Source organism: Dyella caseinilytica (assembly GCF_016865235.1).
Lineage (GTDB): Bacteria > Pseudomonadota > Gammaproteobacteria > Xanthomonadales > Rhodanobacteraceae > Dyella_B > Dyella_B caseinilytica.
The window spans coordinates 4,202,891-4,228,976 of sequence record NZ_CP064030.1; the positions used below are offsets into that span (position 1 = coordinate 4,202,891).

At 61.9% G+C, this 26,086-nt stretch carries 28 protein-coding genes; 2 read left to right on the forward strand and 26 right to left on the reverse strand.

All coding sequences use genetic code 11. The features are described from left to right. Nucleotides 1–25 precede the first annotated feature (25 nt). The 3 genes from ISN74_RS18475 to ISN74_RS18485 all read right to left on the reverse strand — a co-directional run bounded on the left by ISN74_RS18475 (nucleotide 26) and on the right by ISN74_RS18485 (nucleotide 2,895). On the reverse strand, nucleotides 26–2,005 hold the full coding sequence (locus ISN74_RS18475; protein WP_188795202.1) for a chemotaxis protein CheA: 1,980 nt from the start codon (nucleotides 2,003–2,005) through the stop codon (nucleotides 26–28). 191 nt (nucleotides 2,006–2,196) lie between these two features. After that, nucleotides 2,197–2,559, reverse strand: a complete 363-nt coding sequence (locus ISN74_RS18480; protein WP_188795204.1) for a response regulator — start codon at nucleotides 2,557–2,559, stop codon at nucleotides 2,197–2,199. A gap of 18 nt (nucleotides 2,560–2,577) precedes the next feature. Beyond that, complete coding sequence (locus tag ISN74_RS18485) at nucleotides 2,578–2,895, reverse strand: STAS domain-containing protein (protein ID WP_188795206.1); 318 nt, start codon at nucleotides 2,893–2,895, stop codon at nucleotides 2,578–2,580. 276 nt (nucleotides 2,896–3,171) lie between these two features. Between ISN74_RS18485 and fliK the strand changes: the two genes are divergently transcribed. Together fliK and ISN74_RS18495 are read left to right on the forward strand one after the other, a co-directional pair. Beyond that, complete coding sequence (fliK, locus tag ISN74_RS18490) at nucleotides 3,172–4,302, forward strand: flagellar hook-length control protein FliK (RefSeq protein WP_188795208.1); 1,131 nt, start codon at nucleotides 3,172–3,174, stop codon at nucleotides 4,300–4,302. Then, on the forward strand, nucleotides 4,299–4,571 hold the full coding sequence (locus tag ISN74_RS18495; protein ID WP_188795209.1) for a flagellar biosynthesis protein: 273 nt from the start codon (nucleotides 4,299–4,301) through the stop codon (nucleotides 4,569–4,571). The genes fliK and ISN74_RS18495 overlap by 4 nt, the downstream gene beginning before the upstream one ends. Nucleotides 4,572–4,727: 156 nt before the next feature. Here ISN74_RS18495 and ISN74_RS18500 read toward each other — a convergent pair whose 3' ends face one another. The 23 genes from ISN74_RS18500 to ISN74_RS18610 form a co-directional block, all read right to left on the reverse strand. Continuing rightward, nucleotides 4,728–5,135, reverse strand: coding sequence for a DUF2802 domain-containing protein (locus ISN74_RS18500; RefSeq protein ID WP_188795211.1), 408 nt, complete (start codon nucleotides 5,133–5,135; stop codon nucleotides 4,728–4,730). Next, on the reverse strand, nucleotides 5,125–5,601 hold the full coding sequence (locus ISN74_RS18505) for a chemotaxis protein CheW (protein WP_188795213.1): 477 nt from the start codon (nucleotides 5,599–5,601) through the stop codon (nucleotides 5,125–5,127). The genes ISN74_RS18500 and ISN74_RS18505 overlap by 11 nt, the downstream gene beginning before the upstream one ends. A 9-nt stretch (nucleotides 5,602–5,610) precedes the next feature. Further along, entirely contained in the window at nucleotides 5,611–6,699 is a 1,089-nt protein-coding gene (gene motD, locus ISN74_RS18510; protein ID WP_188795216.1) for a flagellar motor protein MotD, read from the reverse strand. Next, entirely contained in the window at nucleotides 6,696–7,436 is a 741-nt protein-coding gene (locus tag ISN74_RS18515; protein ID WP_188795218.1) for a flagellar motor protein, read from the reverse strand. The genes motD and ISN74_RS18515 overlap by 4 nt, the downstream gene beginning before the upstream one ends. A gap of 133 nt (nucleotides 7,437–7,569) precedes the next feature. After that, the gene (locus tag ISN74_RS18520) at nucleotides 7,570–9,507 is read right to left on the reverse strand and encodes a chemotaxis protein CheA (protein ID WP_188795220.1); all 1,938 of its coding nucleotides are present in this window, start codon (nucleotides 9,505–9,507) and stop codon (nucleotides 7,570–7,572) included. Nucleotides 9,508–9,679: 172 nt separating this feature from the next. Next, nucleotides 9,680–10,321: a protein phosphatase CheZ gene (locus tag ISN74_RS18525; RefSeq protein ID WP_188795222.1), complete on the reverse strand. Its 642-nt coding sequence runs from the start codon at nucleotides 10,319–10,321 to the stop codon at nucleotides 9,680–9,682. After that, nucleotides 10,318–10,725: a chemotaxis response regulator CheY gene (cheY, locus tag ISN74_RS18530; protein WP_188795225.1), complete on the reverse strand. Its 408-nt coding sequence runs from the start codon at nucleotides 10,723–10,725 to the stop codon at nucleotides 10,318–10,320. Before cheY ends, ISN74_RS18525 begins: the two co-directional genes overlap by 4 nt. Nucleotides 10,726–10,821: 96 nt before the next feature. Further along, complete coding sequence (locus ISN74_RS18535) at nucleotides 10,822–11,556, reverse strand: RNA polymerase sigma factor FliA (RefSeq protein WP_188795227.1); 735 nt, start codon at nucleotides 11,554–11,556, stop codon at nucleotides 10,822–10,824. Between the two features lies 1 nt (nucleotide 11,557). After that, nucleotides 11,558–12,499, reverse strand: a complete 942-nt coding sequence (locus ISN74_RS18540) for a MinD/ParA family ATP-binding protein (RefSeq protein ID WP_229678842.1) — start codon at nucleotides 12,497–12,499, stop codon at nucleotides 11,558–11,560. Nucleotides 12,500–12,616: 117 nt separating this feature from the next. Continuing rightward, nucleotides 12,617–13,927 (reverse strand): flagellar biosynthesis GTPase FlhF, encoded by a 1,311-nt coding sequence (gene flhF / locus ISN74_RS18545; protein ID WP_188795229.1) that lies wholly within the window; start codon nucleotides 13,925–13,927, stop codon nucleotides 12,617–12,619. A gap of 254 nt (nucleotides 13,928–14,181) precedes the next feature. Next, the gene (gene flhA, locus ISN74_RS18550) at nucleotides 14,182–16,272 is read right to left on the reverse strand and encodes a flagellar biosynthesis protein FlhA (protein ID WP_188795231.1); all 2,091 of its coding nucleotides are present in this window, start codon (nucleotides 16,270–16,272) and stop codon (nucleotides 14,182–14,184) included. A gap of 146 nt (nucleotides 16,273–16,418) precedes the next feature. Further along, nucleotides 16,419–17,558 carry a flagellar biosynthesis protein FlhB gene (gene flhB, locus ISN74_RS18555; RefSeq protein WP_188795234.1) on the reverse strand — a complete coding sequence of 380 codons (1,140 nt, stop codon included), beginning with the start codon at nucleotides 17,556–17,558 and terminating at the stop codon, nucleotides 16,419–16,421. A 12-nt stretch (nucleotides 17,559–17,570) separates the two neighbouring features. Continuing rightward, nucleotides 17,571–18,338, reverse strand: a complete 768-nt coding sequence (fliR, locus tag ISN74_RS18560) for a flagellar biosynthetic protein FliR (RefSeq protein ID WP_229678844.1) — start codon at nucleotides 18,336–18,338, stop codon at nucleotides 17,571–17,573. Beyond that, on the reverse strand, nucleotides 18,335–18,604 hold the full coding sequence (fliQ, locus tag ISN74_RS18565; RefSeq protein ID WP_188795235.1) for a flagellar biosynthesis protein FliQ: 270 nt from the start codon (nucleotides 18,602–18,604) through the stop codon (nucleotides 18,335–18,337). The genes fliR and fliQ overlap by 4 nt, the downstream gene beginning before the upstream one ends. 37 nt (nucleotides 18,605–18,641) lie before the next feature. Then, nucleotides 18,642–19,454: a flagellar type III secretion system pore protein FliP gene (fliP, locus tag ISN74_RS18570; protein ID WP_188795238.1), complete on the reverse strand. Its 813-nt coding sequence runs from the start codon at nucleotides 19,452–19,454 to the stop codon at nucleotides 18,642–18,644. Between the two features lie 122 nt (nucleotides 19,455–19,576). Beyond that, nucleotides 19,577–19,957, reverse strand: coding sequence for a flagellar biosynthetic protein FliO (gene fliO, locus ISN74_RS18575; RefSeq protein WP_229678846.1), 381 nt, complete (start codon nucleotides 19,955–19,957; stop codon nucleotides 19,577–19,579). Nucleotides 19,958–19,959: 2 nt separating this feature from the next. Continuing rightward, a complete protein-coding gene (fliN, locus tag ISN74_RS18580; protein ID WP_188795240.1) occupies nucleotides 19,960–20,325 on the reverse strand; it encodes a flagellar motor switch protein FliN in 366 nt (121 codons plus the stop codon). Further along, nucleotides 20,322–21,338: a flagellar motor switch protein FliM gene (gene fliM, locus ISN74_RS18585; protein WP_188795242.1), complete on the reverse strand. Its 1,017-nt coding sequence runs from the start codon at nucleotides 21,336–21,338 to the stop codon at nucleotides 20,322–20,324. Before fliM ends, fliN begins: the two co-directional genes overlap by 4 nt. Before the next feature lie 13 nt (nucleotides 21,339–21,351). Further along, entirely contained in the window at nucleotides 21,352–21,846 is a 495-nt protein-coding gene (locus ISN74_RS18590; protein WP_229678848.1) for a flagellar basal body-associated FliL family protein, read from the reverse strand. Between the two features lie 355 nt (nucleotides 21,847–22,201). Beyond that, nucleotides 22,202–23,497 carry a flagellar hook-length control protein FliK gene (locus ISN74_RS18595; protein WP_188795244.1) on the reverse strand — a complete coding sequence of 432 codons (1,296 nt, stop codon included), beginning with the start codon at nucleotides 23,495–23,497 and terminating at the stop codon, nucleotides 22,202–22,204. A gap of 70 nt (nucleotides 23,498–23,567) precedes the next feature. After that, complete coding sequence (gene fliJ / locus ISN74_RS18600; RefSeq protein ID WP_188795246.1) at nucleotides 23,568–24,002, reverse strand: flagellar export protein FliJ; 435 nt, start codon at nucleotides 24,000–24,002, stop codon at nucleotides 23,568–23,570. Next, nucleotides 23,999–25,366, reverse strand: a complete 1,368-nt coding sequence (gene fliI / locus ISN74_RS18605; RefSeq protein ID WP_188795248.1) for a flagellar protein export ATPase FliI — start codon at nucleotides 25,364–25,366, stop codon at nucleotides 23,999–24,001. The genes fliJ and fliI overlap by 4 nt, the downstream gene beginning before the upstream one ends. Continuing rightward, on the reverse strand, nucleotides 25,363–26,007 hold the full coding sequence (locus ISN74_RS18610) for a FliH/SctL family protein (protein WP_188795250.1): 645 nt from the start codon (nucleotides 26,005–26,007) through the stop codon (nucleotides 25,363–25,365). Before ISN74_RS18610 ends, fliI begins: the two co-directional genes overlap by 4 nt. Between the last annotated feature and the right edge of the window lie 79 nt (nucleotides 26,008–26,086).

Sequence of the window (26,086 nt, forward strand, 5' to 3'; positions counted from 1 at the left end):
CGCGGCGCCTTCCCGGCGCCGCACGTTATGCAGCTTTGCGTCGCGATTGCAGACGGATCAAACCGGCGACATCGATAATCAATGCAACCGAACCGTCCGCGAGAATCGTCGCACCGGAAATACCCTCGACGCGGCGATAGTTCGCTTCCAGCGATTTCACGACAGCCTGCTGCTGGCCGATCAGTTCGTCGACGAACAAGCCAACCTGGTTGCCATCCGATTCGACCACGATGACCAGACCGTCTTCGATCTTCTGCTGCGCGTTTGCGCAGCCAAATTGCTGATGCAGCCGCACAATCGGGCGATATTCACCACGGAAGCGGAACAGCTCACCGCCGCCCGTCACACTGCGCACCGCATCGGCCGATAGTTGTACCGATTCGACAATCGACACCAGCGGCACGATGTAGCACTCCTCACCGACCGCAGCGCGCAAACCGTCAATGATTGCCAGCGTCAACGGCAGGGTGATGGTGAAGGTGGTGCCATGACCCGGACGGCTCTTGATCGACACGCTGCCGCCCAGATCCGTCACGTTGCGGCGAACCACGTCCATGCCCACGCCGCGGCCGGACAAATCGGTCGTCACTGCCGCCGTGGAGAAGCCCGGCTGGAAGATCAGCTCGCCGACTTCTTCGTCACTGATGTTGTCGCCGCTGTTGATCAAACCCTTTTGCAACGCCTTGTTGATGATCGCTTCGCGATTCAATCCGGCGCCGTCGTCAACGATCTCCACCACGATGGAGCCGCCGCGATGGAACGCTTCCAGGCGCAGCGTACCGGTGTCGCCCTTGCCAGAAGCGCGGCGTTTTTCCGGCGTTTCCAGACCGTGATCGATGGCGTTGCGCACCAGGTGCACCAGCGGATCGCCGATCTTTTCCAACACCGTTTTGTCGAGCTCGGTGTGTTCGCCAACCATCTCCAGCTTCACCTGCTTGCCGAGCTTCTGGCTCAGATCACGCACCAGTCGCGGGAAACGGTTGAATACCGAGCCGATCGGCAACATGCGGATGCCCATCACGCTTTCCTGGAGCGAACGCGTGTGGCGCGCGAGATGCGCAAGGCCTTGCTGCAACATCGCCAGGCGCGACGGATCGAATTCTTCGCGGAACTGATCGAGCATGGCTTGCGTAATCACCAGTTCGCCGACCAGGTCGATCAGGCCGTCGATCTTGTCGATGCCCACGCGCACCGAACCGGCGTCATTGCTGCTCGCCGCGGCACGCGCACTCCCTGCCGTGCCGCCTGCGCCGGCCGGCGTAGCGACAGCTTCGACGGACGGCGCAGGCGGTGGCGCGGCGGCAACAAGTGGTTCGATGCTCAGATCGCACTCGTCTTCGACCCACTCGAATACCGCCGCGATGGCTTCGCGCTTGACCGATCCGGTCAACTCGATGCGCCAGCCCAAGTGGCATTCGGTAGGATCGAGCGCGTCCAGCGTGGGCACACGATCCAACTGTGCCTCGACGACCAGCTGCCCGAGCGCGGCCAGTTCACGCAACAGACGCAACGGGTCGTTGCCGCCGGCCAACATGCCGGCGTGGGGACGGAATTGAATGATCCAGCCGCTGGATGCGGCCGGCTTATCGGCAGCTTTCGCCGCTGCCGCGGGCACGGCATGACCGACGGTGGCAGCCAGTTGCTGTTTCAGATTTTCACTGTCGGCGTTAGCCAGCGGTTGGCCGCTTTGGGCACGATCAAACATGCCACGCAGGCAATCGACGGTGCGCAGCATCAGTTCGATGATGGTCTTGTCGATCGCACGACGGCCATCGCGCACTTGATCGAGCAGCGACTCGGCTTCATGCGTGAGCGCCGCCATGTCCGGAAAGCCGAACGTGGCCGATCCGCCCTTGATCGAATGCGCCGCGCGGAAAATGCTGTGCACCAGCTCGGCGTCGCCACCATCGTCGAGCGCCAGCAACGCCGATTCCATCGCGTCCAGCCCTTCCAGGCTTTCTTCGAAGAAGACTTTGTGGAATTGCGCGATGCTGATGTTGCTCATAAACAAAATCCTGAAATGGGCGGGATGCTGCTTTGCTCCCTCTCCCCTCCGGGGAGAGGGTTGGGGTGAGGGGTCGCGCTTGCCTCAAGAATGAAGATCAAGGCGCCGGCACTCATACCGTTTTTCGCGAGGTTGTCCCCTCACCCTAGCCCTCTCCTCTCCCCAAAGGGGAGAGGGGACCAGCCTGAGGCTCAGCCAAGCACGCGCTTGACGGTCGCCAGCAACTGCTCCGGGTCAAACGGCTTCACCAGCCAGCCGGTCGCACCCGCCGCCTTGCCTTCCATCTTCTTGTCCGTATTGGATTCGGTGGTCAGCATCAGGATCGGCACGCCCTTGTATTCGGCGCGTGTGCGCAGCTCGCGCACCATGCTGATACCGTCCATCACCGGCATGTTGACGTCGGCCAGCACCAGGTCGAACTTCGAGGTTGCCGCCGTATCCAGCGCAGCCTGGCCGTTATCTGCCTCGGCCACGTCATAACCGGCGCTGCGCAGCGTAAACGCCACCATGCCGCGCATCGAAGCCGAATCGTCCACTGCAAGAATCTTTGCCATTTTCCATCCACCTCAAGTTCAGGCCGGCTGCTTCGCCGGCAATGCCAATGTCTGTGCCAGTGACAGCTGGCTGGCCGCGTCGTAAAGCGGCGCACTCACTGCCGCCCACGTCACCTGGCCGCCACGCTTCTGGGCTTCGCGCTGGAATACCACCAGCAGTTGCAGAGCCGCGGTATCGACGCGATCCACCGCGCCACCGTCGAGCACGATGGAAGAACCATCCAGCGCCTCGCGTAATTGCCGATGCATTTCGGTGACTTCGGCCATGCGGAAGTCGGCCGGCATACCTACCCGGACCTCGCCTTTCGCTGCGCCACCCTTGTTCTTATTGCCCATGACACGGCCCTCACGGATACCTGTTGGAGGTTTTATCGGCCAGGCGGAGGGCAGCTTTAGAGGGTTTCTTGACATATACGTCACGGAACATGGGTTGTCCGCCCTGGGCCTATTCCTCATAGCCGTCATTCCCGCTTTCGCGGGAATGACGGCCGTAGGGTCAGGGGCAAGAAATCGCGGGGAAAACCCTCTAAAGTTTTATTCCCCCGGGTCGATAGTCCGGTAGACGTTCGCGAAAACGTGCGGCACAGCGCGTCGCTGGCCGAGGAGCCAAGCGTGATCATCCAGCCAACCAGCGTTGCCGCACTGACCTGGATCGGTGCTGCTGCAGGCGCCAGCTCCGAAGGCTGGCGCATCGGCAGTGTGTTGTCTGCGCGTCCGCTTGGCGTGACCGAGCAGGGTTTGATGGTGCTGCAGATAGGCGCGTTGACGGTCGAGGCCGAAGCGCCGGGCACCAAGCTTCCGCCACAGTTCCAGGTGCGCGTGCTGAGCCTTGGCGCGCAGCCGCAACTGGAGATCCTTGTCGGCGACTCTCAGCTGGATAGCACCGTCAATCAGGCATTGCGCGAGCGCTTGCCACAGCAGAACGGCTATGCCCCTCTGCTCGCTACGGTGGGCGCCTTGTCGCAGTGGGTCATGGCAAAGCAACTGCCGCCGTATCTGCGTTCCGCGCTGGCGTTGCTAGAGCACAGCATGAGCACGCCGCAAGAACTCTCGTCGCCAGAAGGTTTGCGTCAGGCGATCAATCGCAGCGGGCTGTTCCTGGAATCGCAGCTCGCCCAAGCGCCTGCCAGCGACGCCAACACCGCGCACGACGACATGAAGGGTGCGTTGCTGCGACTGATCGCCATCCTGAAAGATCAACCTTTAACGGGCGAGAGCAGCGGCGCGGATGTCGATCCACCCCTGCTCTATCGCGGAGTGTTGCCGCAGGGCCGGCTGCCGCTTCCTTACGAACTGGGTAATACCAGCGACGCCACCGATTTCCTGCCGCGCCTGTATACCGATGTGCAGGCTGCACTGGCCCGCATGGAGGTCGCGCAACTGCAAGCGACGCCGGGCCACTGGCTGGTGGAAATTCCCGTGCAGGACGGCGACGGCGCTGATGTATTGCAACTGCTGCTCAAGCAGGAACAGGAAGGCGAGCAGAATTGGACCATGGGCTTTTCGCTGGATCTACCGTCGCTGGGACCTGTCGCCGGCGAGTTGCACCTGCGCGGCCTGCGTCTGTCGGTAAAGCTGTGGGCGCAGCGGCGTGAAACCGTGGATCGACTGGAAGATCAGTTCGATGATCTGCGCGCGCGCATCAACGCAACCGGCCTGTTTCTCGATCAGCTCAGCTGCCAGTTCGGACTTCCGCAAGCCGCCAGCAGTGTCAGCGCAGTATTTCTGAAGGCCACCGTATGAGCGCGCCGCTGCTACCTACACCGCAACGCAAAGTCGTGCTCCGTCTGCCAGGCGGCGCGGACGGCGCATCGGCGCCTGCCAACGCCAAGGCGACTGACGTGGAGAATCTGTTCCGGCATGCGCATGCCTTGGGCTTGCCGTTGCATCACGATGCACAGGTGGCCGCGTTGCTAGTGTCGTTGCGGATGAGTGCGGATGTGCCGCCGTTATTGTACGCAGCGGCGGCAGCAGTGCTGGCGGGTATTTATGAGGCGTCGCATAAGCCCTAACGCTTGAATGCGTGGCCTTGCGAGAAAGCTCTTCTTAGCTCAACGTCATTCCGGCGAAGGCCGGAATCCATGCTTCGTATGCGCAATGGATTCCGGCCTTCGCCGGAATGACGCTGAGGAAAAATGCGGGCTTGAGGTTTCGGCGGCGAACAGCGCTCACGCCCGCTTCGCATACAACCGTAATACCAGCTCCGCCTCATTGCGCGACAAGCCACAACGCTCGATCAGCTGCTCCGCATCGCAACCTTCACGCGCCAGATGCTGCGCCAATTCGTAGTTGCTTGCAGACAGATGGTGGCTGACTGACCGGGATGCTGTCATCGGCGCAACCGATGCCTCGGTTAGACGCGCTTGCACTTGCGGCTTCTGCGTACGCTCTTCAAGCACACTCAGACGATGCTCGATCTTGTTGAGCGCATTGACGATCATCAACGAAGGTACGTTGCCAGCTTCGCCTTTTTTGTCGGCAAATCCGCGCTTCACGCGACGACCCTGTAGCCACAGCAAGCAAATCGTGACGGTCTGAAGTAGCACCAGCGCTGCCACCGATATTTCAAGCCACATCTTTCAGCCCCTGCTGCAATCGGCACAAACGCACAACATCGAGCAAGGCAACGAAACCGCCCTCCCAGCCCATGACGGCTTGCACGGGATCATCGACGCGACCGGAACGTGCCGGTGGCGGCTCGATGGCCTCCACCTTCGGCTGCAACAGATCACCTACCGCATCCACTCGCAAGCCGACGCGATGTGCTTCGTGTGCAAACACCACAATACGTACGGATGCCGAATCGCCCGCATCGGCAGCGCCGAATCCAAGGCGCTTGCGGCCGTCCATCACCGGCACGATATTGCCGCGCAGATGACACACACCCAGCAAGTCCTCGGCCGCGCCAGGCACGGGGGTCGGCACGGCATCGCGGATGACCTCGCTCACCTGGCTGAGCAGCACCGCGTAGTGCTGGCCATTCAATTGAAAGGACAGCCAAGGCTCCTTGGCGATCTTCTCGATGTTGGGAACGGAACTCATGCGCTGGCGTTATCCCTTGCTATCCGGTGTCGACGGCTGCGATGGCGGCGCGATTGCCGGCGTGGTGACGATGGTGGCGATCGGCGTAATCACCTGTGATGCCGGCAACACCACCGGCGTCTGAAGCTGGACCGGTTGCGGCAGTGTGACGAATTCGGAAGGCTGCGCCGCTGTATTCGGCGCGGGTGCAGAAGCCTGGTTATCAGCCTCGCCAGCATCGGTATCCGCCGTCTGGTTGATCTGATCGCTGTTGGTATAGAAGCGTTGCGGCGCAGCCTTGTCGCTCAACACCACCACCAACACACGGCGATTCTTGTTGCGCCCATCTTCGTTTTCGTTATCGGCGGCCGGGCGATACTGACCCCAGCCCACAATGCCAAGCCGCTCCGGATCGACACCATGTTCGGTGAACAAGCGCGCCACGCTGGCGGCACGCGCCGCGGACAACTCCCAATTGGACGGATACACCGCGGTATCGATCGGCACGTCGTCGGTATAGCCTTCCACGCGCAGTGGATTGGTGAAAGGCGCGAGGATTTTGCCGAGATTGGTCAACACCTGATTGGCAGACGGCGACAAGGTGGCGACGCCGCTGGGAAACAGGATGTCCGTACGGATCTCGATTTCCAGCCAATTCGGCGTGCGGCGGACGACCACCAGATTCTTGTCGATCAGCGGTTGCAACGCACGCTCGACTTCGTTGCGGATGCGCTCCAGATTCTGCTGTTCGTCGCTAAGCTTGGCTTTGTTCTGATCAGCGGGCGTGCCCGGCGCCGTGGTCGGCACGCTGATGTGCTGAGTGAGCACTGGCAGCAGGATCTGCGCGAGCGGGGTGCGCGGAATCGGCGACGGCTTGTTGGATGGCACCGGAACGCTCGACTGCGGCGCATTCGGTGTTACCGGCTGGATCACCGCGCGCGAACCGTTGAAGGCTGCCGAGATAGCCTGCGCCAGCGCGCGGTATTTGGTGGTGTTGACGCTGGACATCGCGTACAGCACAACGAACAACGCCAGCAGCAACGTGAGCAGATCCGCATACGGGATCACCCACGCTTCGTGGTTGACGTGATCATCATGCTTGTGCCGCCGGCGTCTCATACCAGATAGCCCTGCAGCTTGCTTTCGATCTGGCGCGGGTTGTCGCCTTGCGCAATCGAGATCAGCCCTTCGATCAAGATTTCACGCACCTGCGTCTGCTTGTTGATCAGCGACTTCAAACGCGCGCCAATCGGCAGCAATAGCAGGTTGGCCAGGCTGATGCCGTAGATCGTCGCAACGAACGCGGCAGCGATGCCGTGACCGAGCTTGGCCGGATCGGTGAGATCGCGCATCACCGCCATCAAACCCAGCACCGCACCGATGATGCCCATGGTCGGTGAATAAATGCCGCCCTGCTCATAGACCTTGGCCGCGTGCAGGTCAGCCTGCTCGCGCGTTTCCACTTCAAGTTCCAGTACTGTGCGGATCGCTTCCGGCTCACTGCCGTCGACCAGCAACTGCAATCCCTTTTTCACCAGTGGATCGTCTTCCGCATCGATATGCGGTTCGAGTCCGAGCAAACCCTGACGACGCGAGATTTCGCTCCAGCCGATCACGCGGCTGATCAAGTCGGAAGGATGCAGCTCCGGCGGCTTGTAGACCATCTTCAGCATGCCTGCCGCGCGTTTCAGCACTTTGCCCTGCGTGTGCAGCAGCAACGCCGAAATTGTGCCGATGAACACGATCACGAACGCAGCAGGATTCCATAGCGCGGAGACGTCGGTACCCTTGAGGATGGCGCCAACGATCAGCACCACGAAGGCAAGGATGGTGCCGGCGATGCTTATGACGTCCATTTCTGTATCTCGCGAATAACTTTGAACTCGTCACCCCGGCGCAGGCCGGGGCCTAGCGCCTTTGTTGCAACCAAGACGCTGGATCCCGGCCTGCGCCGGGACGACGAGTTGTGGATGTCGTTAGGTGTTGTCATCACGCCGACACCTTCAATGCGGGCAGCAGACGCCCGCCTTCCTGCGACAGCGCCGCCAGATCCAACACCAAGGCCAACCGCCCGTCGCCGGTGACGGTCGCACCGGCCACACCTGGCACGCCATCGAACAGCGGACCGAGCGGCTTGACCATGACGTCTTCGCGGCCGATCACTTCGTGCACCAGACAACCCAGGTGAATGTGTCCCACATGCAGCACCACCACATGGTGGCTGCCGGCGCCGCTGACGCCCGCCCAGTCACTCAGATCGCCCAGCACCAACGCACGCCCGCGATGCGCCGCAACGCGGCGGCCATCCAGCATGTGATCGTGTTGCGGGTTGAGTTCGAACACTTCGCTGACGTTGCCGAGCGGCAAGGCGAACAGTCGGTCACCCGTGCGCACCATCAGCACACGCAGGATAGCCAGCGTCAATGGCACGGTGAGTTCGAGCGTGCTGCCGTGTCCCAGGCGCGAATGCACCTGCAGCGTGCCACCGAGTTCGGCGACGCGTGTTTTCACCACATCCATGCCGACGCCGCGGCCGGAAATGTCCGAGATCTGCGCGGCGGTGCTGAAGCCGGGACGGAAAATCAGTTCATAGCATTCCACTTCGGAAAGACGCGCGGCCTGATTCGCATCGATCACGCCTTTTTCGACCGCTTTGCGACGCAGTACTTCCGGATCCATGCCGCGGCCGTCGTCGGCCACCGAAATCACAATGCGTTCGCCGCGCTGACTTGCAGACAGCGTGACCTTGCCCTTGCGCGGCTTGCCGGCAAGTTCGCGGCCGGCCGGATCTTCCAGGCCATGATCGACAGCGTTGCGCAGCAGATGGATCAACGGGTCGGCCAGCGCCTCGACCAGGCTGCGGTCCAGATCAGTGTCTTCGCCTTGGGTGATCAGCTCGATGTCTTTGCCGAGCTGACGCGCCAGATCGCGCACGATGCGCGGGAAGCGCTGGAACAAACGGCCCACCGGCTGCATGCGCATGCTGAGTACCGCGGTCTGCAAATCATCGGAGACGCGATCGAGATCGCCCGCCATGGTCGCCAGCGTTTCATTCTCGCTACGCGAGGCGAGGCTTAGCAGGCGGTTACGCAACAGCACCAGTTCGCCGGCACGGCTGACCAGCGTATCCAACCGCGCGGTGTCGACGCGTACCGTGCTTTCGGCTTGCGCAGACTTGGCGGCGGCAGGCGCCTGCCTGGCTTCAACAGGTGCCGGCGCGGGAGCCGGCGCAGACGGCGTTGCTACAACCTGACCGGGCGCCGAGCCCTTGCCATGCAGGTTATCCAGCAAGGCTTCAAACTCGTCGTCGCTGATGTCATTCTTTTCAGGCTGCGAAGGCTGGATAGCACCGGGCGCACTGCCTTTGCCGTGGAGGGCATCGAGCAGGTTTTCGAATTCGTCCTCGCTGATGTCTTTCGATTCGTGCTTGGGTGCCCCGGGTACGCCACCCTGCCCGTACAGCGTGTCGAGCAGCGCTTCGAATTCAGCCTCGATCGGATCAGCCGAGCGCGCCGGCTTGGCCGGTGCGGTGGCAGGAGCCGCTTCGACTGCTGGCTTGAGACGTTCCAACAATGCCTGCGGCGGCGACGCCATCGGCTCGCCTTGCGACAAGGCCACCATCATCGCGTTGAGCAGATCCAGCGCTTCCAGCAGCGCATCCATGTGCACCGAGTTCAGCACCAGCTTGCCGTTGCGGGCATCGTTGAGCAGTTCTTCAGCGTTATGGCACAGCTGCACCATCGGCTCGATGCCGAGGAAGCCCGCGCCGCCCTTCACGGTGTGAAAGACGCGGAACACGGCATTGAGCAATTCGCGATCGTGCGGCGAGGCTTCCAGCTCGATCAGCTGTTCGCCCAGCCGTTGCACCAACTCCCCGGCCTCGACCAGGAAATCGTCACGCAGCTCGCTGTCGAGGTTTGCATCCATCAATGTTTGCCCTTGACCAAGCCGCAACACTTCCCGGCAATACTCGTACTTGCCTCACCGTCATTCCCGCGAAAGCGGGAATCCATTCTCGCTTCTTGCCGAAGAGCAAGATGGATTCCCGCTTTCGCGGGAATGACGGCGAGGGGAAACGAGCGTCCGGCGATTCGCATCTTCAGAACCCGAATTCACTCAACAGGCGATCCACTTCGTCCTGACTCGATACCTTCGCCACTTCCACCGGCGCTTCGCGACCGGCGAGCGCACCCGTGAGGCGCACCAGTTCCAACAGCGACGATTCAACGCTTTCGATAAAGCTCACCACTTTCTTCACGCGCTGGCCGGCCAAGTCCTGCCAGGACTGCACCAGCACCATGTCGTTGAGACCTTCGGCACACGCGCCGGCGAATACCTGCGCCTGACGCGCGAGCACGGCGGAGGGATCGGTTTCGCTGCGATTGAAGTCCAGCACTGCCGCGGCGTTGGCGGAGAGCGCTTCGGCTTCCGGACGCATGCGGTCGACGAAATCCAGGCTGCGGTGTGCGGCCTTGGAACTCATGTCCAACACTTCGGCCAGATAGTTGCGCGCGTCGGTCATGCTCTCAGGCACACCTTCGTTGGCCAGATCGCTGCCGAGGCGACATACCGCGCCATGCAGGTCGCGGGCAAGCACACCGAGCGCACGGAACAGGTGCTGTTCGCGCTGGCGCACCATCGCATCGAGCGCCTGCTCGAAGGCGACGCCATCGGCGCTGGTGAGCAGGTCGCGGACTTCGGGCGGCAGGCCCTCGTTTACGGCGGTCATGGTCGCGGTCATGCAGAAGCTCCACTGGCAGCCAGGCGCTCAAAGATCTTGTCCAGCTTTTCCTTCAGCGTGACTGCTGTGAAAGGCTTGACGATGTAACCATTCACGCCGGCCTGGGCAGCGGCGATGATTTGTTCGCGATTGTTTTCGGCGGTCACCATCAGCACCGGCAAGCTCTTCAACTTCGGCTCAGCGCGAATGGCCTGCAGCAGTTCGATGCCGGTCATGTTGGGCATGTTCCAGTCGGTGACGACCATGTCGAAGGACGTGGCCTTCAGCATCGTCAGCGCGGCATTGCCGTCATCGGCTTCCTGGATCAGCGGATTGCTGAAGCCCAGTTCGACGAGCAGGTTGCGGACGATGCGCCGCATGGTGGAGAAATCGTCTACCACCAGGATTTTCATGTTCTTGTCCAAACGCTTTTCTCCGAAACGCAGAAACAGTGGGGGAGTGCTCTGCTTCCTCTCCCCTCCGGGGAGAGGGACTTGCAGCATCGCGCTTCTCCGTTGTCGCTAACCGCGCCACTCACCCATGCGTGCGCGCAGCCTCACCAATGCCTGGCCGTGGATCTGGCAGACGCGTGATTCAGTCACGCCTAGCACCAGGCCGATTTCCTTCAGGTTCAATTCCTGCTCGTAATACAGGGACATCACCAGTTGTTCGCGCTTGGGCAGCGTGCTGATCGCTTCGGCAAGGGCTTCACGCAGACCACCCTGCTCGATGCTGTCCTGCGGACCGAGGTTGTCGTTGTCGGCGACGTCCAGCGCACTGCCCTCGCCGCCGTCGCCGTCGTCCGGCGCGGTCAGGCTGAGCAGGCGCGCGCTGGTCGCGTCGGCCAGCACCTGGTGATACTCCTCGGCGCTGATGCCGAGTCGCTTCATCACCTCGGCGCTTTCCGCGTCGGCGCCGGTTTCGTTTTCGATCTGCCGCACCACTTCGGCGACCTCGCGGACCTTGCGATGCACCGATCGGGGGGTCCAGTCGGTGCGGCGCAGTTCGTCCAGCATCGCGCCACGGATGCGGATGCCCGCATACGTTTCGAAGCTGGCGGCGCGGTCGGTCGTAAAGTTTCGCGCTGCCTCCAGCAAGCCGATCATGCCTGCCTGTACCAAATCTCCTACGTCAACGCTCGGTGGCAACCGCCCCATCAGGTGATAGGCAATACGCCGCACGAGCGGCGCATGCCTGCGCACCAGCTGGTCTGCGTCTTCGCGTTGCAGTTGCAGATATTCGGAGGCCACATTCATCTCACCACCCCGCAGCCGGTACGTTTTGACCGCTGAAAAAGGCAATACGTCCGAGGTCGGGGTACGCGGGTTCACCCCATGTATCGACCGCACCTGCCAATTGCTTGAATCCGGCCGCGGCGCGGCTGGATGGCCACAGATCGACCACCGCACCCTGGCGGCGGATGGCTTGGCGCAGCCATTCGTCATGCGGAATCATGCCCATGTAATCGAGCGCCACGTCCAGGAAACGGCCGCATACCCGGGCCAGCTTCTCGTACAGCTTTTTCGCGTCGCTCGCCTGGCGAACCATGTTGGCGACGATGTGGAAACGTCGAACGCCGAAGTCGTGCGCCAGGATCTTGATCAATGCGTAGGCATCGGTCAGCGAGGCCAGCTCGTCGCACACCACGATCAGTACGTCATCCGCGGCGGCAGCAAACATCGCCACGTTGTCGGCGACACCCGCAGCGGTATCCACGATCAGGAATTCCGGCGGCTGGATCAGGTCGTCGAAGGCGCGGATGACCGCGGCATGTTCGCTGTTGCCCATCTTTGCCAGCCGGCGCACGCCCGAACCACCCGGAACCACCTTCAGGCCGTGCTGGGCTGGAATGATCAGGTCATGCAGCGAGCATTTGCCTTCCAGCAGATGCGCAAGATGACGCGACGGATTCAGACCCAGCTGCACGTCGATATTGGCCACGCCCATGTCGGCATCCAGCAGCATCACATCGCGGCCGGCCATCGCCATCACCATGGCGAGGTTCACCGCAACGGTGGTCTTACCGACACCGCCCTTGCCGCCCGCCACCGCGATGGTGCGCGTGATGCGTTCCCGCCGGACCAACGGCTGCAGGTTGGCAGCCTGATGGAACGCCGGCAGCTCGTCCCGTTGCACCGGGACGGAGGAAAACAGATTTTGCAGGCCTGCTGCTTGATTCACGTGCAATGCCTCACTCATGTGCTACTGCCTGTGCGCTTTCGCTCCTCTCCTGCGACCCGAAGGTCGTCCCCGTGGGACGTGCAGGGAGAGGGATAAAAGTCGTGAAACCATGAAAGCTGCCGACGAATGACGTTTTCATAGCCCCGCCACCGCCATGCCGAAACGTTCGGCCATGTCCATGTCCTCAACACTCGGCCCAAGCCGCTTCTGTGTCTGCGCTGCACGACAGACCAGCACGCGCGCATCGGCGGCGCTGATGTCCTCCGGCACGCGCTGGCCGTCGGTGGTGCAATCCAGGGGCAGACGATGGCGGATCAGTACCGAGAGCAAACCGCCCAGGCTCGGCGCCTCATCGAGCTTGGTCGCGATGCATGCGCTCAACTGCAAGGGCAGGTAGGCGCGCACGGATTCCTCCAACGCCGAAGCTTGCGCATTCGCCGCCAGCACCAGGCAGGCGCGCATCTTGGCGCCGCCCTGCACGCCAGCATCGCGCAACACTTCCATCTGCTGTTGCAGACGCGGATCGGTACCGGACACACCGGCCGTGTCGACCAGCACCGTATGGTGATCACGCAGCAGGTGAAGGGTTTGCGTGAGACCGGCTGCGTCGTAGGCGGGATAGACACGCACGCCGAGCAGACGGCCGTAGTGTTCCAACTGCGCCGCCGCACCGATGCGGTAATGGTCGGTGCTGACCAGCGCCACTTTGGACGGGCCATGGTTCATCACCGCACACGCAGCGAGCTTGGCGATCGTCGTGGTCTTGCCAACACCCGTTGGCCCGACCAGCGCGGTGACGCCGTGATTATCGGACAGCCGGCGGCCGCTGATCTTCAGGCTGCGGCTAAGCAGCCCCAGTGGCAGGTAGCGCGCCTGATCTGCGTTGAGTTCTTCCGGCAACTCGTCGATGAGCTGGCGCGCGACGTCGGTCTCGACGCCAAGACGCGACATGTCGCGCAGCACGCGGGCGCGCATCGGGCTGCGGCGCTCCATGTCGTTCCAGGCAAGGCTGGAGAGCTGCTGTTCCAGCAGCTGGCGCAGGCCGCCGAGCTCGCTGCGGATGCGCGCGGTTTCCAGCGCGCTCTGCTCGACGATCGGCTGCAATGCGGCCATCTCGCTGGGTGCCGGCGGAGGCGGTGGAGGCGGCGTCGCGGCGCGAACCTCCTTCACAGGCTCCTTCGGCGGTTCTTTGGCGACAACTTTCGCGCGCTCCTTCGATGGTTCCTTGACGGCTTCTTTCACCGGCGCCCTGGCGGCTTCCGTCGAAGGAGTGTTGTGACGCACGGCTTCACGCATCAGGGTTTCGTCGTAATCGACTGCGGCGATGATTTCGATGCCTTCCTCAAGGCGGCGCGTGGAGAGGATCACCGCATCGGCGCCCTGCTCCGCACGCACATCGCGCATTGCCTGGCGCATATCGGCGGCCAGGAATCGTTTGATCTTCATGAATACGTCTCCGCTTTCGCGCCTTTTCGGCACACGCGCGATCTGGCGCGACCGCTACTACCGTGCTCAAGGGAGCCGCTGTTGCTGTGGGAAACGGCGCGAAATGCAATGCCATCTTTCGCGGGAAAGACATCGAAGCAAGCACTCGCCTGCGAGGATTCTTTCTGCTTCATCTCAAACAGAAAGAGCAAAGTTTGTAACGTCGATGTCATTGCCCGCTTAGTCATATCTCGCCCGTTTTTCACATCAATCGCTCAACGCCCAATCGCCTGCACCAATCGCACCCGGCGGTTATCCGGTACTTCGTTGTAAGCCAACACATGCAGGTTCTGAGCCACGTGGCGCGTGAAGCGCGAGAGCCACGGACGCAGTTGCGGCTGCACCAACATCACGGCAGGCTCACCGTTCGCTTCCTGCCGCCGTGTGGCTTCCGCCACGCTCTGCTGCAGGCGATCGGCGAGACCCGGCTCGACCGCCGCGCCCGCTGCACCACTGCTTGAAAGGGATCCGAGCAAGATCTGTTCCAACTCCGGAGCGAGCGTCAGCACCGGGATTTCCGTGCCCAAACCCGCGATCTCCTGCACGATCTGGCGACCCAGCGCCACGCGCACGGCGGCGGTCAGCGCGCCGGGATCCTGACTCTGGCCCGCGTGCTCCGCCAAAGACTCGACGATGCTGCGCATATTGCGGATCGGCACCCGCTCGGCGAGCAGGTTTTGCAACACTTTCACCACCACACCCAGCGACAGGCGCTTGGGCACCAGGTCTTCCACCAGCTTGGGCGCGCTCTGCGCCAGGCGGTCGAGCAGTTGCTGCACGTCCTGGTGGCCGAGCAGTTCGTGGGCATGGTTCTGCAGGATGTGCGATAGATGCGTGGCGATCACCGTCGCCGGATCCACCACCGTGTAGCCCAACCCCTGCGCGTGATCGCGCTGGCTGTTCTCGATCCATACCGCTTCCAGCCCGAACGCCGGATCGCGCGTCGCGACGCCCTGCACCGTACCGTGCACACGACCGGGATTGATGGCCAGATGCCGCTCGGTATAAACCTCCGCCTCGCCCATCGGCACGCCCATCAGCGAGATGCGATAGGTGTTGGGGCCCAGATCTAGGTTGTCGCGGATGTGCACCGACGCGACCAGGAAACCCAGTTCCTGCGACAACTTGCGGCGCACCGACTTGATCCGCGCCATCAACTCGCCGCCCTGGTTCTTGTCGACCAGCGGAATCAGGCGATAGCCCACTTCCAGGCCGATCGGATCGACGCTGGCGACATCTTCCCAACCCAGCTCCAGCTTCTCGGCGGCAGCCGGCGCCGGCAAGGCTTCCGCGGCCGCCTTGGCCAGCCGCTCTTTGGTTTCCTGTTCGCGGCGAATCATCAGGTACGCCGAACCACCGCACACCGCCGCCAACATCAGGAAGGCGATATTCGGCATGCCGGGGATCAGTCCCATCACGAATAACACCACACCGGCGACCGCCAGCGCGCGCGGCTGTGCGAATACCTGTCCGATCACCTGCTTGCCCATGTCCTGCGACTTGGACACGCGCGTGACGATCACCGCTGTCGCAATCGACAGCATCAGCGCAGGTATCTGCGCCACCAAGCCGTCACCGATGGTGAGCAGCGTGTAGGTGCGTGCTGCTTCGGATGCCGACAGACCGTGTTGCAGCATGCCAACGAAGAAGCCGCCCACGATGTTGATGAACAGGATCAGGATGCCGGCCGTGGCGTCACCGCGCACGAACTTGGATGCACCGTCCATCGAGCCGTAGAAATCCGCTTCCTCGCGCACTTCCTGGCGGCGGGTACGTGCCTGTTCCTGATTGATCAGGCCCGCATTGAGATCGGCGTCGATCGCCATCTGCTTGCCAGGCATCGAATCGAGGGTGAAGCGCGCCGTCACTTCCGACACGCGCGTGGCGCCCTTGGTGATCACCACGAAGTTGATGATGGTGAGGATGGCGAACACCACCAGGCCAACGGCGAAGTTGCCGCCGATGACGAATTCGCCGAAGGCCTCGATCACCTTGCCCGCCGCGCCCGCACCGTCATGGCCATGCAGCAAGATCACGCGGCTGGATGCGATGTTCAGCGCCAGCCGAAGCAAGGTTCCCAACAGCACGACGGTGGGAAACGCTGCGAATTCCAGCGGGCGCATCACGTACACCACCGCCAGCAAGATCACCAGCGACAGCGCGATGTTGAAGCTGAAGAGGATATCCAGCACGAACGGCGGCAAAGGCAGCATCAACATCGCCAGCATGGCGAGCATCACCACCGGTGCACCTGCGCCACGCCGGGTTGCCAGCTTCAAATTGTCCAGAACGCTTGCGGTAGCCATTACACATCGCCTTGATCGTTTACAGATGCCTCAGTGCCGTCATTCCCGCGAAAGCGGGAATGACGGCTCGGTTTCAAACATCGTCCATGGTGGGGCTGATATTTCATGCTTCGTATGTACATACAAATCAAAAGCCCCCTATTGCATTACGGTTGGCGGTAACGGCCCTGCAGTTCCGGATCGATATCCGGCTTCGGCGCCGTTGGTTCAGGACCGCCATGTTCGGTGGCCTGTTTGAGCTGATAGACGTAGGCCAGGATCTGCGCGACAGCCACGTAAAGCGCCGCCGGAATTTCATGACCGAGATCAGTAGTGGCATACAAAGCGCGTGCCAACGGCGGCGCTTCGACCATAGGAATGCGATGCGCATCGGCGACCATGCGGATCTGTTGCGCCAGCACATCGACGCCCTTGGCGACGACTCGTGGTGCGCGCATGCGTTTATCGTCATAGCGCAGGGCGACGGCGAAGTGGGTCGGGTTGACCACCACCACATCAGCCTTGGGCACTTCCTGGATCATGCGCCTTCGCGCCAATTGCTGCTGCATCTGGCGAATGCGGCCTTTCAACTGCGGATTGCCGTCGGTGTCCTTGTGCTCGTCCTTCAGTTCCTGCTTGGACATGCGGTGACGGCGCTCATAATCGAAACGCTGCCAGATCGCATCGAGACCACCGATCACCCCCAGCACCACAGCAAACAGCAACGCAGCGTGCGCGACCAGCAACAGCGATTGCTGAACGCCGGCACTCACCGCTTCACGGCCTGTCGCCATGACCGACGCTTCGTCGTGGCGCAGAAGCAGCACCAGCGCGCTGCCGATAAACAGGATCTTGAGCAGCGACTTGGCCAACTCAATCAAACCGTTCAACGCAAACAGGCGCCCGAAGCCTGCGATGGGATCGAGCCGCTCGAAATTGGGAACCAGCGCTTCGGAACTGAAATTGAATCCACCGATGAGCACCGACGAACCGACCGCAGCCGCCAAGGTGGCCGCGAAAATGGGGATCAGCAGGGCAAGCACCTCGCCCGTTGCTTCGCCCAAGACGCGTGTGGTGAGGTGATCGCTGAACAAGGCTTCACGGGAATAGCCAAAGCCAAGCACGTAAATGCGCTGAAGATGCGCGTAGATGGTTGAACTGCCGGACAGCAGCATGCTCGCACCGGCCAGCACCACCATCGCGCCGGAAAGATCGCGCGAGCGGGGAATTTCGCCTTTTTCACGCGCTTCCTGAAGGCGTTTTTCCGACGCTTGTTCGGTGCGGTCTTCATTTTCGGTCTCGGCCATGGGCGGTCCTCCTCAGAGTCCCGCCAGACGCTGCATCAACGTCCAGCCCGCCGCTTGCAGCGACGCATACGCCGTAGCGATGCCACGCATCGCCAGCCACAGGGCGATGAAGCCCATGCAAATGCTGATCGGAAAACCCACCGCAAACAGATTCATCGACGGTGATGCGCGACTCGTTGCCGCGAAGCCGATATTCACCAGCAACAAAGCCGTCATCGCAGGCAGTGCAACACGCAACGCACCGGCAAACAAATCACCGCCCGCCATCGCCACTGCCCACAACGACTTTTCGTCGAACCCCATCACGCCGGGCGGCAAGCTGTGGAAGCTGTCCGCCAGCAGCGAAATCACCTGCAAATGGCCATCCATCGCCAGAAACAGCAGGCTTACGATGACCAGGTAGTACTGACCCAGCACCGGCGAGCTGGTGTTGGTGGTTGGGCTGACCATCTCCGCAAAGCCCAGACCCATGCTCTGCCCGATCAGCACGCCGCCGTATGACACAGCCTGGAAAATCAGCTGCAGCACGAAACCGATGCTAGCGCCGATCAAGATCTGCGTCGCCATCGTCGCAGCGCCGGTAGCGCTGAACAAATCCATCTGCGTCGGGGCCAATGGCGCCAGCACCATGGTGAGCACCATCATGAGCGCCACGCGAATTCGCGTCGGCATCACCGTCGCACTGAAGATCGGCGCCACCATGCAAAAACCGCCGACGCGTCCCAGCGCCCAGAGCATGCCGGAAAGCCAGTAGATCAGCGCCGACATCTGGATCGTCACTTGATCGCCCCCGGCAGCCCCACAATGATGTCGTGCGTGAACTGGATCAGGGTGTGCAGCATCCACGGGCCGACCAGCAAACCCACCGCCGCCATGGCGAGCAGCTTGGGGATGAAGCTCAGCGTCATCTCATGGATCTGCGTGGCGGCCTGGATGATGCCGACCAGCAGGCCGACCAGCAATGCGGTCAACAGCATCGGTGCAGCCACGAGCATCGCCACGTAGAGCGCATGCTGGCCGAAGTTAATTACCCACTCCGGCGTCATGGCTGCGCTCCCGGAGCTATGGGAGTGACGCGATAAATCATGTGTAGAAACTCCCCGCCAGCGTACCCAACAGCAACGACCAGCCATCCACCATTACAAACAACATGATCTTGAACGGCAACGAGATGATCGATGGCGACACCATTGCCATACCCATCGACATCAGCACGCTCGCCACCACCACATCGATCACCAGAAAGGGAATGAACAACAGAAAACCCATCTGGAATGCCGTCTTCAGTTCGCTCGTGACGAACGCCGGCATGGCAACACGGAACGGCACGTCATCCTTGCTTGCATAAGGCTGCTCTTTGGCCAAATGCGTAAACAGCTGCAGATCCGCATCGCGCGTCTGATCCAGCATGAAATGTTTGAACGGCGCGGCAGCGGCAGGAATCGCTTCTTCCGCGCTTATCTTGTGATCCATGTACGGTTTCACGCCATCGTCGTAAGCGTGATTCAACACCGGTGACATCACGAAGAGCGTCAGGAACAACGCCAAACCAAGCAGCACCTGATTAGGCGGCGTGGACTGCGTTGCCAGCGCCTGCCGCAGGAAGCTCAGCACAATGATGATGCGTGTGAACGACGTCATCATCAGCAACACCGCCGGCAACACGGTCAATACCGTCATCAGTGCGACGACTTGCAGCGAAAGGCTCCAGTTCTGGCCGACGCCGGCGTTTTGGACGGTTAGTACGGGGATGCCGGCTGATGAAGAGATGGGTGCGATGGGGGCTATGGGGGTAACGGCGGAGGATGTCGTCGTAGTCGTCGCAGCAGCATGAACACCAAAAGGAATAACTGCCAGCACGAGCAACAAAAACACGTGGCGCGCAAACTTGCTCATGATCTTCCTTAGCCCGTCGTCCCGGTGAAGGCCGGGACCTAGTGACTTTTGCGCAATCAAGACGCTAGGTCCCGGCCTTCGCCGGGACGACGGATATTGAGGTTCGCCATAGAAATGAACATTCATGACTTTCGCCCCAAGCGGCCAAGCAACTCCGCGAAAGGCGGCACAGCGACAGGCACAGGCGTCTGTTCTACAGGCACGGTTCCTTCATAAACATGCAACGCACGCACCCCACCCGCTCCCACGCCGACCAGCAGACGCTTGCCATCCGCCTCAACCAGCAACACACGTTCACGTGCACTGATCGACATGCTTTCCACGCAACGCAGACGTCGCCCGCCCACAAACTGGCGCGATTGCAGGCGGCGTGTCAGCCAACCCGCGGCGAAAATCAGTGCCACGATCGCGCCCAGGCTCAACACGACGCGAACCAGTTCACCGGTGACATTGACATCGGGCACGCTTGCCATCGGCGCGCGCGCCAGCAGGGAGATCATCATGCTTACCTCAGCTTCCGCACGCGCTCAGCCGGACTGATCACGTCGGTCAGGCGAATGCCGAACTTTTCGTTGATGACGACCACTTCACCATGCGCAACGAGCGTGCCGTTGACGAATACGTCCAATGGTTCGCCCGCCGCGCGATCGAGTTCCACCACTGAGCCCTGATTGAGCTGCAGCAGATTGCGAATGCTGATGCGTGTGCGGCCGACTTCCATGGCCAGGGTCACCGGCACATCGAGAATCATATCCAGGCTGACGTCAGCCCCTTCGCTCGCGCCTTCGTTCAAGGTGTCAAACTCCACGCGATGCTCGCCATTCTTCGACGCGCCACCCGTTGCAAATGCGGTATCACTGTTCTGGCTCATAGGATTCTTTCTTGGACGAAGTCGAGGGAAGGAAGCGGCGCGCGGCGGCCCGCAGCGGCTTTGTAGCGAACGGCGTAACGGCCGTTGACCTGGCCGTAGTGGCCGCGGAAGACCGGCACATCTTCGGCGAAGACCGTGGTGACGTCAGGCAGGTTGATCGGAATCACGTCGCCGACACGCAAGCCCAGGAATTCGCCGATATTGATTTCCGTTTCCAGCAGGAGCGAAGTCAGTTCGACCTCGGCGTCCATCACTTCCTCGTGCAGGAAGTGAATCCAGCGTTCGTCGCGCTCACCCATGCGGTCGCTTTGCACGCCGGCGTCGAGCATCGTGCGGATCGGCTCGACCATCGAATACGGCAGGGTCAGATGGATTTCACCGCCGCCGCCATCGAGCTCGACGTGAAAGCGTGACACCACCACGGTTTCGGTCGGACTGACAATATTTGCGAACTGCGGATTGATCTCCGAATTCATGAATTCAAACTGCACGTGCATCGCCGGCGCCCAGGCTTCGACCATCGAGGCGAACACCTCGGCGAGCAGGATCTGGATCACGCGATTTTCGGTCGGCGTGAAATCACGACCTTCAATGCGCGCGTGATAGCGGCCATCGCCGCCGAAGAAGTTGTCGATGACGGTGAAGACCAGGCGCGGTTCCATCACGGCGAGCGCGGTGCCGCGTAGTGGCTTGACCTTGATCAGGTTCAGATTGCTCGGCACAGCCAGGCCGTGCACGTATTCGCTGAACTTCACCATCTTCACGCCGAGCACCGAGACTTCGCAGGTCTTGCGCAGTACGCCGAACAGCGCGGTGCGGAAGAAACGTGCGAAACGATCGTTGATCATCTCCAGCGTCGGCAGGCGGCCGCGCACAATGCGGTCCTGCTGGGTAAAATCGAAATCCAGCACGGTGCCGGGCGGCGGCGGTACATCGCTTTCAGTTTCGATCTTGCCGTCGTCGACGCCGTTGAGAAGGGCGTCGATTTCTTCCTGGGAAAGCAGGTCGCTCATCGCACCACCCTCATCACTGCATCACAAAGCTAGTGAAGTACAAAGCATCAACATCCGGTTTGCCGATCTTGTCGGCCACGATCTTGCGCACGGCATCCAGCGCTTCGGTCTGCAGCTTCTTTTTGCCCGCGGTATCGCTAAGGCCGGCGTAGGTCTGGCTGCTGAACAGCATCACCAGGGCATTGCGGATGACCGGGTCGCTGTCTTTCATCGCTTGCACTGCGTTCGGATCGTGCGTCATCACCGTGACGCCCACCTGCAGATAGCGCGTGGAGTCCTGATCCTGGAAATTCACCACGAAGGCTGGATCCAGCGGCAAATAGAGTTCCGGCGCCTTGGGTGCCTGCGCAGCCGTTTCGGTGCCGGCCTTGGCCGTATGCGATTGGAACAGCAGATAGCCCACAGCCGCGATCAACACCAACACCGCCAGGCCCAACATCATCATCAAGCCATTGCCACCCTTCTTGGGGGCCGGGGCTGCTTCCTGTCCACTTTCGGTGCTAGCCATGAACGACCTCAACTCCTGTGATTTGCGAACACCTGCCCACACTGGGCAGACTTGATCTACAGGGGTTTTAGCAAGCGGCGTGCCATGACTGAAAACCGCGTAGCAGCACGGTTTCTGCGTGATTACCTGGCAATGGACGGCGTTTTATTGACGCGTGGCGGGATGCAGACGCGAGTGTGGTGTAGCGATTACGTCGGCGTGGATGAGGCTTGCGATCCGGAAGCCTTCATGCTGCGCGATAAACAGATTTGCCTCAGCGTCATTCCGGCGAAGGCCGGAATCCATGCTTCGTACGTGCCATGGATTCCGGCCTTCGCCGGAATAACGCTGAGGTGTGATTGGAGTTCGCGCGAAACTAAGCGAATGCGTCGACCAAGCCGATCGCTACCCTCTCCAGGGTTTCACCGGCTGATGGCTCCGCAGTGTCGGCATCACCCGTCGCCTGCCCGCCCGAGGACTGCTGCTGTTCCGCAAACTGCTGTTGTCCCGACTGCTGTCCGACCGAGGTGTGACCGAGCGATAGCCCCTGCCCGCCCAGCATCTGATGCAATTGATTGAGTCCTTGCTGGACCGCGGCAGTCGTGGCGGGATGCTGCGTAACGAAAGCTACGTCGACACGGCCATGCTCCACGCTGACTTTCACATCCAGCGGACCGAGATCCTGCGGATTAAGTCGAATCTGCGCTTGCTTGATGTCCTGCCCGCTCAGCCAGGTCACCTGCTGGCCCAACTCCTTGGCGAAGCCGGACGAACCCACCGGCGAATTCACCGACAAAGCATGTCCACTCGCGCCCGCAGCGCTGGTTGGGGTGGCGACGGCGGTGGCATCGATAACGCCACGCAACGCGGCGAGATCGGGGTTGCTGCTTGACGTGTTGCTGGCCGTTGGCAACGCACTGACGGTGGCAGCAGCCAAATGGCTTGCCGCCGATGCGGTACCCGCCAATGCCTGCGTGCCGTCACCTGTTGTCGGTGACGATGATGCACTGTCAGTGGCGCCGCTTACGGTACCGCCGTCATCCGCGTCGTCATCTGCATTGGCAGAGGATGCCTTTTGCATCGCGAGCGATGCTGAATTGCCGCTCGCGCCGCTGGTATTGGATGTCACGGCCGATGCGCTTGCGTTAGCGGCCGTGCTGTCTTGGGCCGCCGGTGATGCTGCTGGCGTCGGTGGCGGCGGCAACATTGCCATGGCATGCGCAGCGGACGGTGGCTGAGGCGTGTTATTGGTCTGCGCCGGCGTTTTGTCATCGGCAGCTTTGACGCTGCCAGTCTTGCCGGCGTTGTCGCCGGTTTCGCCCGATGCCTGATCGATCAGATTCAGCACCGTGCTGGCCAGCGACGCGACATCCGTGGGAAGGGTGAGATTGCTGCTATCGCTGTCCGCATCATCCGTAGTGGCCTTGCCGGCCGTGTTGCCGGATGCGGCTGATGCTGGGTTGGCGCTGGCTTGCGCGTTGGCGCCCTGTGCCTGGTTGTTGGCGTTGCTATTGTTTTGATCCGCCTGGTCAGACGAATCGCTCGCCTGTTGTTGCGCTTGCTGCAGATGCGTGTCGAAAGCTGAACTGCTGCTCTGGCTGTTCTGCGCCACATGCGTGACCGCAGGCGCCGGACTGGCGACGGGAACGGCGGGTAAGGGGCTGGCGCTCATGCCTTGACACTCATGCAGACAAAAATCCCTGCTTGTGCAGCAAGAACCAAGCCAACGTCAGACCGGCGCTTCATGGCGTGCGGATCCGTCGATTGCGGTACTGCATGCGCTCGTCCACTTCAGCCTGTTCCTGCCGCTGCTCGCTCTGCTGCTCTTGCGCGCGGAAGCGTTCCACCACGTTATCCAACGCATTTTCGCGGGCGTGCGCCTGCAGCCAGCGTTGCCGCGCGGACTCCAGCTGGCGCTGCAAGCGCTCGAGCAAATGCCCTTGCTGGACGATTGCCTGGTCAATGCGTTCGACGAATTGTTGACGGTTAAGCAAGGCGCTGACCGTCAGTCCACCGTCGCCGAGGCTGTAGTCGCGTCGATAACGCTTGAGTTCTTCCAGCTGCTGTTCGGCATGGGCGAGCTTTTGCTGTTGCTCGGCCAGGCGTTGCAGCGCATCTTTCTGGCGGCGCTGGGCCTGATCTACGGCGGGTTGTAGTCGATCCGAGCGCGATGTCATGCGGCGGTCTCCGCGATCAGTGTTGCCAGACGTTCCTGCGCGGCGCGCAGTTCCGTGGGTTCATCGACTTCCTGCTGCAGGAACCGGGCCAGGCGCGGCCACATGGCGATAGCCTGATCCACCTGCTGGTCCGAACCTTTTTGATAAGCGCCGACAGCAATCAGATCCTTGCGTTGGCTGTAGGCCGAATAGATCTGGCGAAAGCGCTGCGCTGCGCGCATCTGTTCCTTGCTCACTACCGCAGGCATCACGCGGCTGATCGAGGCTTCGATATCGATGGCCGGATAGTGGCCTGCTTCGGCCAGGTCGCGTGACAGCACGATATGACCATCCAGGATCGCCCGTGATGCGTCGGCGATCGGGTCGTGGCGATGATCGTCGCCTTCGGTAAGCACGGTATAGAAAGCGGTGATCGAACCGCGTCCTTCCGCATCATTGCCGGCGCGCTCGACCAGTGCCGGCAGCAAGGCAAACACCGACGGCGGATAACCTTTGGTAGCCGGCGGCTCGCCGATCGCCAGCGCGATCTCGCGCTGCGCCTGTGCATAGCGCGTCAATGAATCCATCAGCAGCAGCACGCGTTGACCGCGATCGCGGAACCATTCGGCAATTGCGGTGGCATATTGCGCGCCGCGCAGGCGCTTCAGCGGCGGTGCGTCGGCGGGTGCCGCCACGATCACGGCGCGCTCGCGTCCTTCATGGCCCAAGGTCTGTTCGACGAATTCCTTCACTTCGCGGCCACGCTCGCCGATCAACCCGACCACCACGACGTCGGCATCGGTGTAACGCGTCATCATGCCGAGCAGCGTGGATTTGCCGACGCCGGAACCGGCAAATAAGCCGATACGTTGGCCGCGACCGACTGTCAGCAGGGCATTGATGGCGCGCACGCCGGTATCGAGCGGCGTATCGATCGGCTTGCGCGCCATGGGATTGATCGGCTCGCGCTTGAGTGCTGCGTGATGATCCGCACCCAGCGGACCTTCGCCATCGAGCGGCACGCCATCGGCGCCGACCACGCGCCCGAGCAGCGCTTCGCCCACCGGCAAACCACCGACGCGCGCGCACGGACGCACGCGCGCATTCGGCAATACACCGTGCATTTCGGTAACGGGCATCAACAGCAGGCGTTCGTCGGCGAAGCCGACCACTTCAGTATCCAGTTCGGTGCCATCGGCCGCATCGACCAGGCAGCGCGATCCCAACGGTGCTTCGCAGCCTTCCGCCTCCAACGTCAATCCGACAACGCGGCGCAAGCGCCCTTCCACCGTCAGCAACATGGCGGTTTGCGCACGCTGTGCGCGGCGCGCCAATTGCTGCCGCCAGCGCTGTTGCCGTGCGTGCGCTGCGGCTTCGGGATTCACGCGGCCACCTCGTCCTCGCCATCGTCGAGGTCCTCGCCAATGACAGCGTCGACAACCGATGCCAGCCGTGTGGAAACCCGCGCATCAAGCCGGGAGCGTTCGCTTTCCAGCACGCAGTCGCCACGACTCAGGGCGGGATTGGCGCCAAAGCGCCAATGCGGCTCGGCAGCACCCAGTTCGCGCAGCAAATCCAGATCGTTCGGATTAACCCATACACGCAACTCGCGCGTCGCCGATGGCAACGCTGCCGCGGCTTCACGCACGGCCAGCTCAATCAGCGAGGGATCGAGTTGCAGTTCGCGACCCACCACGCGGCGAGCCATCACCGTGGCAAGCAGGGCGAGTTCGCGTTCGGTCGCATCGTCGAGCTGACTCAGCGGGCGTGCTGCCGCGCTGCAGATGGCATCGAGTCGGACGAGCCGTTCTTCGAGTTCCTTTTTTGCGGCCGCGCGGCCTTCGGCCAAACCCGCGGCGTAGCCTTCTTCGCGTGCCTGGCTTTGGATTTCTTCCAGTTCGAAGATCGTCGGACCCGGTGGCGCCGCCGGTTCTTCAGGTGGCGCAGACGATTCGACGTTGCCGACGGCCGGCGGCTCCCAGCGATCGAAGATGTCGATGTTTTCGCGGGAGAGGATGCCGGGCATTACGCAACCTCGCGCGGTGGCTCCCTCTCCCCCTTGGGGAGAGGGTTGGGGTGAGGGGCCGCGCTTGCCTTGTACTGGA

What these genes read in the sequence shown, in the direction of transcription:
- ISN74_RS18525 (WP_188795222.1), bottom strand. Translation starts at nt 10,321, where the DNA reads ATGACCGCGACCATGACCGCCGTAAACGAGGGCCTGCCGCCCGAAGTC.
- ISN74_RS18520 (WP_188795220.1), bottom strand. Translation starts at nt 9,507, where the DNA reads ATGGATGCAAACCTCGACAGCGAGCTGCGTGACGATTTCCTGGTCGAG.
- ISN74_RS18515 (WP_188795218.1), bottom strand. Translation starts at nt 7,436, where the DNA reads ATGGACGTCATAAGCATCGCCGGCACCATCCTTGCCTTCGTGGTGCTG.
- flhA (WP_188795231.1), bottom strand. Translation starts at nt 16,272, where the DNA reads ATGGCTACCGCAAGCGTTCTGGACAATTTGAAGCTGGCAACCCGGCGT.
- motD (WP_188795216.1), bottom strand. Translation starts at nt 6,699, where the DNA reads ATGAGACGCCGGCGGCACAAGCATGATGATCACGTCAACCACGAAGCG.
- ISN74_RS18500 (WP_188795211.1), bottom strand. Translation starts at nt 5,135, where the DNA reads ATGTGGCTTGAAATATCGGTGGCAGCGCTGGTGCTACTTCAGACCGTC.
- ISN74_RS18590 (WP_229678848.1), bottom strand. Translation starts at nt 21,846, where the DNA reads ATGGCTAGCACCGAAAGTGGACAGGAAGCAGCCCCGGCCCCCAAGAAG.
- ISN74_RS18535 (WP_188795227.1), bottom strand. Translation starts at nt 11,556, where the DNA reads ATGAATGTGGCCTCCGAATATCTGCAACTGCAACGCGAAGACGCAGAC.
- ISN74_RS18610 (WP_188795250.1), bottom strand. Translation starts at nt 26,007, where the DNA reads ATGCCCGGCATCCTCTCCCGCGAAAACATCGACATCTTCGATCGCTGG.
- fliP (WP_188795238.1), bottom strand. Translation starts at nt 19,454, where the DNA reads ATGAGCAAGTTTGCGCGCCACGTGTTTTTGTTGCTCGTGCTGGCAGTT.
- ISN74_RS18480 (WP_188795204.1), bottom strand. Translation starts at nt 2,559, where the DNA reads ATGGCAAAGATTCTTGCAGTGGACGATTCGGCTTCGATGCGCGGCATG.
- fliN (WP_188795240.1), bottom strand. Translation starts at nt 20,325, where the DNA reads ATGAGCCAGAACAGTGATACCGCATTTGCAACGGGTGGCGCGTCGAAG.
- ISN74_RS18595 (WP_188795244.1), bottom strand. Translation starts at nt 23,497, where the DNA reads ATGAGCGCCAGCCCCTTACCCGCCGTTCCCGTCGCCAGTCCGGCGCCT.
- ISN74_RS18475 (WP_188795202.1), bottom strand. Translation starts at nt 2,005, where the DNA reads ATGAGCAACATCAGCATCGCGCAATTCCACAAAGTCTTCTTCGAAGAA.
- fliM (WP_188795242.1), bottom strand. Translation starts at nt 21,338, where the DNA reads ATGAGCGACCTGCTTTCCCAGGAAGAAATCGACGCCCTTCTCAACGGC.
- fliO (WP_229678846.1), bottom strand. Translation starts at nt 19,957, where the DNA reads ATGATGATCTCCCTGCTGGCGCGCGCGCCGATGGCAAGCGTGCCCGAT.
- flhF (WP_188795229.1), bottom strand. Translation starts at nt 13,927, where the DNA reads ATGAAGATCAAACGATTCCTGGCCGCCGATATGCGCCAGGCAATGCGC.
- ISN74_RS18505 (WP_188795213.1), bottom strand. Translation starts at nt 5,601, where the DNA reads ATGAGTTCCGTTCCCAACATCGAGAAGATCGCCAAGGAGCCTTGGCTG.
- ISN74_RS18495 (WP_188795209.1), top strand. Translation starts at nt 4,299, where the DNA reads ATGAGCGCGCCGCTGCTACCTACACCGCAACGCAAAGTCGTGCTCCGT.
- flhB (WP_188795234.1), bottom strand. Translation starts at nt 17,558, where the DNA reads ATGGCCGAGACCGAAAATGAAGACCGCACCGAACAAGCGTCGGAAAAA.
- ISN74_RS18485 (WP_188795206.1), bottom strand. Translation starts at nt 2,895, where the DNA reads ATGGGCAATAAGAACAAGGGTGGCGCAGCGAAAGGCGAGGTCCGGGTA.
- fliJ (WP_188795246.1), bottom strand. Translation starts at nt 24,002, where the DNA reads ATGACATCGCGCTCGGATCGACTACAACCCGCCGTAGATCAGGCCCAG.
- ISN74_RS18540 (WP_229678842.1), bottom strand. Translation starts at nt 12,499, where the DNA reads ATGAGTGAGGCATTGCACGTGAATCAAGCAGCAGGCCTGCAAAATCTG.
- fliQ (WP_188795235.1), bottom strand. Translation starts at nt 18,604, where the DNA reads ATGACGCCGGAGTGGGTAATTAACTTCGGCCAGCATGCGCTCTACGTG.